Here is a 7,716-nt window from a genome sequence, read left to right on the forward strand (position 1 = left end):
AGCCAGTCAAAGAATTGCTTCATCACGTAGGGCGAGCCGGTGGTGTTGCCGGCGGGGCCTTTTTCCAGAACAATGGCAAAGGCGTATTTCGGATTTTCATACGGATAAAAACCGATGAGCCAGGAGTGGACGTATTTTTTGTTCCCTCCCACTTCGGCCGTGCCTGTTTTGGCGGCGATTTTCAAATCCGGATAACTCAAACCCTGCGCCGTACCCTCCGTGACCGCCATTCTCATTCCCTCCCGCGCTATTTCAAAATAACTTTCCGACGCTTCCACGCGGCTTTTTATCGGGCTCTCCAGCGAATCTTTTTTTATTATGCTCGGCTTGAGCAAGAATCCGCCGTTGGCGATAGCGGCCGTGTAAACCGCCACTTCCAGCGGAGTCGCCAAAAAATACCCCTGCCCGATGCTGGAAATGTAGGTGTCGCCGACTCTCCAAGTCGGGTCGTCGGGATTGTTCTTGACCTTTATCTCCTGGCTGGGGACAACCCCCTCCTGCTCCCCCGCCAGCTCAATTCCCGTTTTGGAGCCGAAACCGAATTTTTGGGCGTACTCCTTGATTTTATTTATACCCAGGCCGACCACGTCCTCGTATCCGCCGCCGACGGCGTAAAAATAAACGTCGGAAGAAACGGCGATGGCCTTTCTCATATCAACCGCGCCATGCGCTTTCCAGTCTTTAAACACGGTTTTTTTATCGGGGAAAAAAGGGTTCGGCACGGAGATGCTGCCGGAGCTGTAAATTTCTTTTTCCGGAGAAATTATCCCTTCGTTTAAGGCCGCCAGCGCCATAAACGGCTTGACGGTTGAGCCGGGAGCGTAAAGGCCGGAAATCGCGCGGTTGATAAACGGTTTTCTTTTGTCGTTTAAAAAATCATTTATGCTTTCCGCGGGCCCGCCGTCGGACAAAATCTGGGAGTCGTATTCCGGCGCGCTGACCATGGCCAAAACTTCCCCGTTGTTCGCGTCCATAATCACGGCCGCCCCGCCTTCAAAATTCCTCTCTTTGACGGTTGCTTCCACAAGTTTGTAGAGATGAGACTGCAGTTCCGAGTCAATCGTTAAAGTTATGTTCTTGCCGTTCTGCGGCTCGGTCTGCACGCTTTCCGAAATAAAATTGTTTTGGGAATCCCTTTCCATCAGCCTGATTCCCGTCACTCCCCTCAACTCCGCGTCGTAATTTTTTTCAACGCCGTCTTTGCCCACGTATTCATCCGGCGTAATTTCGGAAATATTTTTAAGCTCTTCCGCGGAGGGTAAACTGGTGTACCCTAGCAAGTGGCTTAAGCCGACAATGCCGGCGTACGACCTTTTCTTCTCTCCGTTCCAGGCCAAAGCGACGCCGTTTCTGTCGTAAATCGCTCCGCGCAGAGGGGTAATCCTTTCTTTCTTAAAACTGTTTTTCTCGCTTCGCGCGGTGAGTTTTTCCCCTTGGATTATCTGAAGGGTGAAAATTTTCCCGACGTAGAATAGCGCCAAAACCGCCAGCGCCGCCATAAACACCCAGAAAGTTTTTCTGGTTATCGGTTTTTCCAGCCGCCCCTCAAAATGGGCGGTATCAAAGCCCGGCAGATTGCTGGAGTCCATCAGAATTTCATCCGGAAATATTTTGGGCTCAAATTTTCTTAGCCTGAAGCGGAACATTTCAGTTTAAAATTCTTATCTCCCTCCTGAAATAAGAGGAGAGCAAAACAAGCGCGACCGCCGGCAGGGTAAAGAATCCGAACCCGCCCCAGAAATGCCCGCCCGCCACGGAATAAAACGAGTCAATCATCAAACCGGCCGCTACGCCTTCCCAGTATTCGCTGAAAATAATCCCGAACACGATAATGCCTCCGGCGGCGTAATGCCACGGCAGGAATAAAACGGCCGCAAAAAGAAAAACATCGCAGATTAAACGCAGATAAACCCCCACACCTGTTTTAGTGTTGCGAAGCATGTTTTTCTTTCGCCTTATGTTTAATAGTTCGATTGCCATGATTAGTTACTAAAACAGGTGTGGGGGTAAACGGGCATGATTATTTTTCCAACATTATGCTTTTAATTTCGTTGAGATTTACCGGCACGCGGAAAAGTATTCTTTTGAACGGACTAAGGTCGTCGGCCTCGATTTTTTCCGCCGCTCCGACCAGAAGAGGAAACGAACCGCCGGTAATTATTTTGTCGCTGGTGCTGGCTGAAACGGAGCTGGGTATTCTTATTTCCATATTGCCGCCGCCGATGCCTGCGGCCGTGGCCGGAACGCCGGAATCGCCTATCAGCACTCCGGTTTCCTGCCCGGTAAAAGAAATGAGCCGGATTTTGCTTGTTTTAGGCAATACTTCCGCGACGCTGCCCACCATAATATTGGAGTAAGCCACGGCTCTCATGCCGACAGCTACGCCGTTTTCCGAACCGGCGTCAACTATTATAACATCGTAAGGAGATTGCGGCGGGCGGAAAACGACGGAACCGAGGATGTATTCTCTGTTATTCGTCTGGCCAAGAAAAGACTTCAACTCTTCGTTTTCTTCGCGAAAAGTCTCGGCCAAAAGCAACTGGCTTTCCAGTTCGGCGTTTCTGCTTTCCAAGTATTCAATTTCTCTCAACATCTCTCCTTTACTTTTAAAAGGGTAAGAAACAAAACCCAGTTTGGACGAAACCGTCTTTCCGGCAAAAACAAAAGGGTAGGAAACGGTTGAAACAGTTTTTACCAGCGCCCATCTGACGCTGTCCAGATAAACGCCGGAGACGATGACGGCAATAAGCAAATACGCCCAGACTTTCGCTTTTCTGTTTTTCTTCCGGCCTTTATCTTGGAGGTAAGTCTTCGTCATTTTGCAACAAAACTTCGCCCATGTTTTCCAGATCTTCCAGAATTATTCCCGCGCCGCGGACAACGGCGGTAAGCGGGTCTTCGGCGATGTAAACGGGAATCTTCAGTTCCGATTCAAACAACGCGGCCAGGCCGTTAAGCATGGCGCCTCCGCCCGTCATCACTATGCCGCGGTGCATTATGTCGGCCACGAGCTCCGGCGGAGTGACTTCTATCGTTTCTCTCGTCGCGTTGATGAGCGTTTTGATTGATTTATGGATGGCCTCGCGGATGTCGGAATCCGTCACCGCCACTTCCCGGGGCAGGCCGGTGACCATGTCTCTCCCTCTTATCACCGCTTCCAGTCCTTCGGTTTCTTTAGCCACGGAGCCTATGGCTATTTTGACCTCCTCGGCCGTTTTTTCTCCAAGGAGAAGTTTGAATTCTTCCCGGGCGTACTGGATGATGTCCTGATTGAGTTTGCCTCCGGCTATTCTTATATTTCTGGCCGTGACGATTCCACCCATGGAAATAACGGCGATGTCGGTAACTCCGCCGCCGATATCAACTATCATATTCCCGATCGGTTCGTGGATGGGCATACGCACGCCTATTGCCGCCGCCAAGGGTTCCTCCACGATATGGACGTCTCCCGCTCCGGAATTTTTGGCCGCGTCGCGCACGGCGCGAACCTCAACGTTGGTTATTCCGGAAGGCACGCCGATAACCATAGTTGGTCGGAAGAAGCCCCCTTTGCCTTTGAGAGTTCTTTTGATGAAATAGGCTAGCATCTCCTGGGCCGCCTCAAAGTCGGAAATAACGCCCTCCACCAAAGGACGCACCGCCGTTATGTGGCTCGGAGTCCGACCAAGCATTTTCTTCGCCTCGTTGCCGATGGCGACAACCTGACCCGTTTTCTGGTTGACGGCGACCACCGACGGCTCGTTGATGACGATTCCGCTGCCTTTGGTGTAAACCAAGGTGCTGGCCGTTCCCAGATCTATGCCGATACTGCCCGAAAAAATTTTTCTGAATTTGCCGAACATTTTATTGTCTAATATTTTTATAACTCCGCCAATATCTCTTCCGGTTTCGCGAGCCGGCCTTTTTCTTCCGTCCGGCCCTTCAGTTCAACCTTGCCTTCGGAGGCCGTCTTCCCGCTTATCACGACGCGGAGCGGGATGCCGAGCAGGTCGGCGTCGGCGAATTTCTGGCCGGCGCTGGCTTCCTCCCTGTCGTCGTACAAAACTTCCACCCCTTTTCCGGCGAGTTCACTGTAAACTTTCACAGCCAAATTTTTTACCTCCTTTCCGTCTTTGGGCGAATTTAATTCCAGCAAGTGGACGGCAAACGGCGCCACGCTCTTCGGCCATATTATCCCATTTTTATCGTTGCTTGTTTCCACAATCGTGCCCATCAATCGCCCCAGGCCTATCCCGTAGCAACCCATCAGAACCGGCTTTTCTTGGCCGGAAGCGTCGGCGTAAACCAAGTTAAACGGCTCGCTGAATTTATTTTTCAGTTTGAAAATATTGCCCACCTCCACCGATTTTTCTTCCTTTAATTTTCCGCCGCCGCATTCCGGGCATTTCATCCCGCCGTCCATTATCTCTTTATTGGCCGCCGCGCCGCAATCGCCGCAAATGCATATTATATCCTCTCCGGCGCCGGTAAGCGTCTGATACTCATGGGAGTATTTGGAAAACGTGCCGCCGGAAGCGTAAGTAAGATATGTTTTTCCGCCGATGCCGCATTTGTCAAAAATATTTTTGTAATGAACCTTCATCTTTTCGTAATAATCGTCCATGTCGTTTTCGTCGCTATGAAAAGAATAAAGATCCTTCATCAAAAACTCCCGCGTCCGCAGCAGGCCAGATTTTGCCCTCTTCTCGTCGCGGAATTTGTTTTGGAATTGGAAAAGATAAACCGGCAAATCTTTGTAAGAAAGGTTGAACTTTTTGACCAGCGGGGAAATTATTTCTTCGTGAGTGGGGCCGAGCGCCAGCTCGGTTTTGGAATAATAACTGGTGAACCGGAATAGGTCGTCCACCGTGTCCCAGCGGCCCGTCTTCTCCCAGTTTTCTTTGGGGTGAAGCGAAGGCATCAGCAGTTCCTGCCCGCCGGCCGCCGCCATTTCTTCTCTTATTATGTTTTCTATTTTTTTAATGACGCGCAAACCCAGCGGCAAATAAGTGTAAACGCCGGACATCAGCTTGTCCGCGAACCCGCCGCGAACAAGCAGCTCGGCGTTTTTGGAAATTTCGTCTTTGGGCGATTCTTTTCTGGTTTTGGCGAAGAGTTTTGATTGTAGCATCCCGGTTAGTACAAATTATGATTGTTTCTTGTTCTTTATTAAATAACCGCTTAAACAATTAGACAATCGTTTATTTTTAAAACATTTACCTACTTTACCTACTCTAATTCGCCCAGCAAAAACAATCATAATTTGTCCTACCGGGCATCGCCTCTTATGATATTAGCAAAAGACACATCGGTCAATACACAAAAACAGTTTTAAAACCAACCTGCCAGGTTGAAGAAGTAAAAACCTGGCAGGTTGGTTTTTACTAATCAAGAAACCAGTTTCAAAATATCTTTGAATGTCACCAAGAGCATCAGCGCCAGAAGCAGGGCCATGCCGGCGCCGTGAATGGCGGCGCTTATTCTGGGGCTTACCGGCGAGCCTTTTATTTTTTCTATCGCCAGAAAAAGTATTCTGCCGCCGTCCAAAGCCGGAAACGGTAGGATGTTTATTATGGCGAGATTGACGGACAGAAACGCCACGAAACTCACAAAGTAGCCGAAGCCGAATTTAGCCGCGCTGCCCACGAAGCCGGCGATACCGATCGGGCCGGTGATGGCGCCGAGCCCCGCTTCGCCTTTTATGGCGGCGGCGACAAAATTATAAAAAGACAACGCCGTGCCGATTAAAACATTGTAAGTCGTCTTGGCTCCTTCCAAAAAAGAACGAAGTACCGGCAGCTTGACGGTGCCTATTTCGTCCATGGAGATGCCGATGGCTCCTTCGCCCGCGGGCGGATTTTCCCTAGGGACTACCCGCGCGGAATTATCTTTGCCGTCTCTTCTGTATTTTATTTCTATTTCTTTGCCCAGACTCGCGGCGATAAATGACTTAAATTCTTCAACTCCGGGAAAGCCGGCAATCTCGTCCCCGGGTTTAAGTCCGGCAATTTTCGCCGGAGAATCTTCAGCCACCTGCAAAATTATCACTCGCCGGTCTTTTATTTCAGCTCCGCTCGGCGCCGACTGGACGCTGGAAGGCATGCCGGCCATAAAGCCGACAGCAAGCAAAAACCAGGCTAATATGACATTAAAAACAACTCCCGCCGCGATTATCATCGTCCGCACCCAAATCGGCTTGAAAGAGAAACTGCGCGGGTCGTTTTTGTTCTCCCCTTCCTCGCCGGTAATTTTTACGAACCCGCCGAAAGGTATGGCGTTTAAAGAATAAACAGTCTCTCCTCTTTTGAACTTAAAAATTTTCGGCGGGAAGCCGAAGCCGAACTCCTCCACCTTAACCCCGCTTCTTTTGGCCGCCAAAAAATGCCCGAACTCGTGGGAGAGAATCAAAACGGCCAAAACGATGAAAAACAATACTATTGACATTGGTTATTGCAAGTCGTTTGCGAAATATATCGTTCGCGACGCCTTGCGCAGCGCGACGGCACGAGCAGAGCAAATTTTCAGCAGAAAATTATGCGAGCCGAGCGAATGATGTATTTCGCAACCGACAATGTTTCTAACTCATAATTTCCTGTTCCTTTTTCTTCGCCAAATCTTCCAGCTCGGCGGAAAATTTATCCACTATTTTCTGCAACTCGTCTTTGAACCTGAATTTATAATCTTCCGGAATTTCCCCGGCTCGTTCTTTCTCCTGAATGTCTTTCCAAACCGTCTCCCGACTCTGCCGGAGGGAAATTTTTGCCTCTTCCAATTTGGCGGACAAAGTTTTAAGCAACGCCTTTCTCCTGTCTTCCGTCAGCGGCGGCAGGCTTATTCTCACCGACTGCTTGTCCGCAATCGGTTGGATGCCGAGATTGGACGAGCTGATGGCGCTTTCTATGTTTTTAAGCACCGAAGCGTCCCATGGTGTGACGCGCAAAGTCCGGGCATCCTCGGCGGCAATCGTTCCAAGGTGCTTTAGCGGAGTCTTTGAGCCGTAAGAATCAACGAGCAAATCTTCAATAATGGCCGGATTGGCGCGGCCGGTCCGCAATGAAGACGCCTCCTGCTTGAACCTTTCTTTTGTTTTTTCTCCCTCGCTTTTAATTTTGGAAAAATCGTAATTCATATGGAAACTATCTTAACATTTTTTATAATCGCGGCAAAGTCAGCGCCAAATGCTCCAAAATCATCTTGGCCGAAGAACCTCTGTCGGCGAGAAATTGGCGGCTTCGCTGAATCTCCTCCATCGCCTTCGCGGCCGCTTTCCACTTTCCGCCGTCAAAAACAAACTTTTCAAAAATAACTTCCATTCCGTTTATGATTTCCGTTATTTCTTTTTTAGCGCCCTCTTTTTCGCCGATTTTTTTGGCTAATGCCAATCTTTTAACCGGAGGGTTTCTTAAAAACTCTTCCGCTTTGCCGACACTTGGAGGTTCAACCTCTAATTTGGACTTAGAGGTTGAACCTCCAAGTTGGATTACCGCCATCCTTGAACGCAAAGTCGGAATGACCGTCTCCGCCGACGGAACAATGACGAAAAAATGAACCCCGGAAACCGGTTCTTCCATCAACTTCAGCATCGCGTTGGCGGATTCCATATTGAAGGAAAAAATCTCCAGCACAAAAACCCTGCTTCCGCCGACCGCCCTGCCGGCCGCGCGCGCCTTCAACTCGCGACTGTCGTCAATGCCAAACAGTTCAAATTTCTGATGTAAAAAATCCGGGTGCACGTTT

The 7,716-nt window shown here is 49.7% G+C and carries 8 protein-coding genes; all 8 read right to left on the reverse strand.

What is annotated here, in order from left to right:
- A partial coding sequence (locus tag HUT38_04050) for a hypothetical protein (protein NUQ57626.1) occupies positions 1-1,589 on the reverse strand: 1,589 nt, incomplete at its 3' end.
- Positions 1,590-1,647: 58 nt separating this feature from the next.
- A complete protein-coding gene (locus HUT38_04055) occupies positions 1,648-1,980 on the reverse strand; it encodes a hypothetical protein (GenBank protein NUQ57627.1) in 333 nt (110 codons plus the stop codon).
- Between the two features lie 40 nt (positions 1,981-2,020).
- The gene (locus HUT38_04060) at positions 2,021-2,818 is read right to left on the reverse strand and encodes a rod shape-determining protein MreC (GenBank protein NUQ57628.1); all 798 of its coding nucleotides are present in this window, start codon (positions 2,816-2,818) and stop codon (positions 2,021-2,023) included.
- Positions 2,793-3,842 (reverse strand): rod shape-determining protein, encoded by a 1,050-nt coding sequence (locus HUT38_04065; protein ID NUQ57629.1) that lies wholly within the window; start codon positions 3,840-3,842, stop codon positions 2,793-2,795. The genes HUT38_04060 and HUT38_04065 overlap by 26 nt, the downstream gene beginning before the upstream one ends.
- Before the next feature lie 17 nt (positions 3,843-3,859).
- On the reverse strand, positions 3,860-5,110 hold the full coding sequence (locus HUT38_04070) for a prolyl-tRNA synthetase (GenBank protein NUQ57630.1): 1,251 nt from the start codon (positions 5,108-5,110) through the stop codon (positions 3,860-3,862).
- Between the two features lie 257 nt (positions 5,111-5,367).
- Positions 5,368-6,423: an RIP metalloprotease RseP gene (gene rseP, locus HUT38_04075; protein NUQ57631.1), complete on the reverse strand. Its 1,056-nt coding sequence runs from the start codon at positions 6,421-6,423 to the stop codon at positions 5,368-5,370.
- 133 nt (positions 6,424-6,556) lie between these two features.
- Positions 6,557-7,108 (reverse strand): ribosome recycling factor, encoded by a 552-nt coding sequence (gene frr / locus HUT38_04080; GenBank protein ID NUQ57632.1) that lies wholly within the window; start codon positions 7,106-7,108, stop codon positions 6,557-6,559.
- 22 nt (positions 7,109-7,130) lie between these two features.
- Positions 7,131-7,716: hypothetical protein (locus HUT38_04085; protein NUQ57633.1), on the reverse strand; the 586-nt coding region annotated here is incomplete at its 5' end.

The sequence above is a fragment of the Candidatus Paceibacter sp. genome, assembly GCA_013360865.1.
In the GTDB taxonomy this organism is placed as follows: Bacteria; Patescibacteriota; Minisyncoccia; order UBA9983; family UBA9983; genus SURF-57.

Excerpts from the sequence above, each read along its gene's own strand:
- frr (NUQ57632.1), bottom strand. The coding sequence starts at position 7,108 with ATGAATTACGATTTTTCCAAAATTAAAAGCGAGGGAGAAAAAACAAAA.
- HUT38_04060 (NUQ57628.1), bottom strand. The coding sequence starts at position 2,818 with ATGACGAAGACTTACCTCCAAGATAAAGGCCGGAAGAAAAACAGAAAA.
- HUT38_04070 (NUQ57630.1), bottom strand. The coding sequence starts at position 5,110 with ATGCTACAATCAAAACTCTTCGCCAAAACCAGAAAAGAATCGCCCAAA.
- HUT38_04065 (NUQ57629.1), bottom strand. The coding sequence starts at position 3,842 with ATGTTCGGCAAATTCAGAAAAATTTTTTCGGGCAGTATCGGCATAGAT.
- rseP (NUQ57631.1), bottom strand. The coding sequence starts at position 6,423 with ATGTCAATAGTATTGTTTTTCATCGTTTTGGCCGTTTTGATTCTCTCC.
- HUT38_04055 (NUQ57627.1), bottom strand. The coding sequence starts at position 1,980 with ATGGCAATCGAACTATTAAACATAAGGCGAAAGAAAAACATGCTTCGC.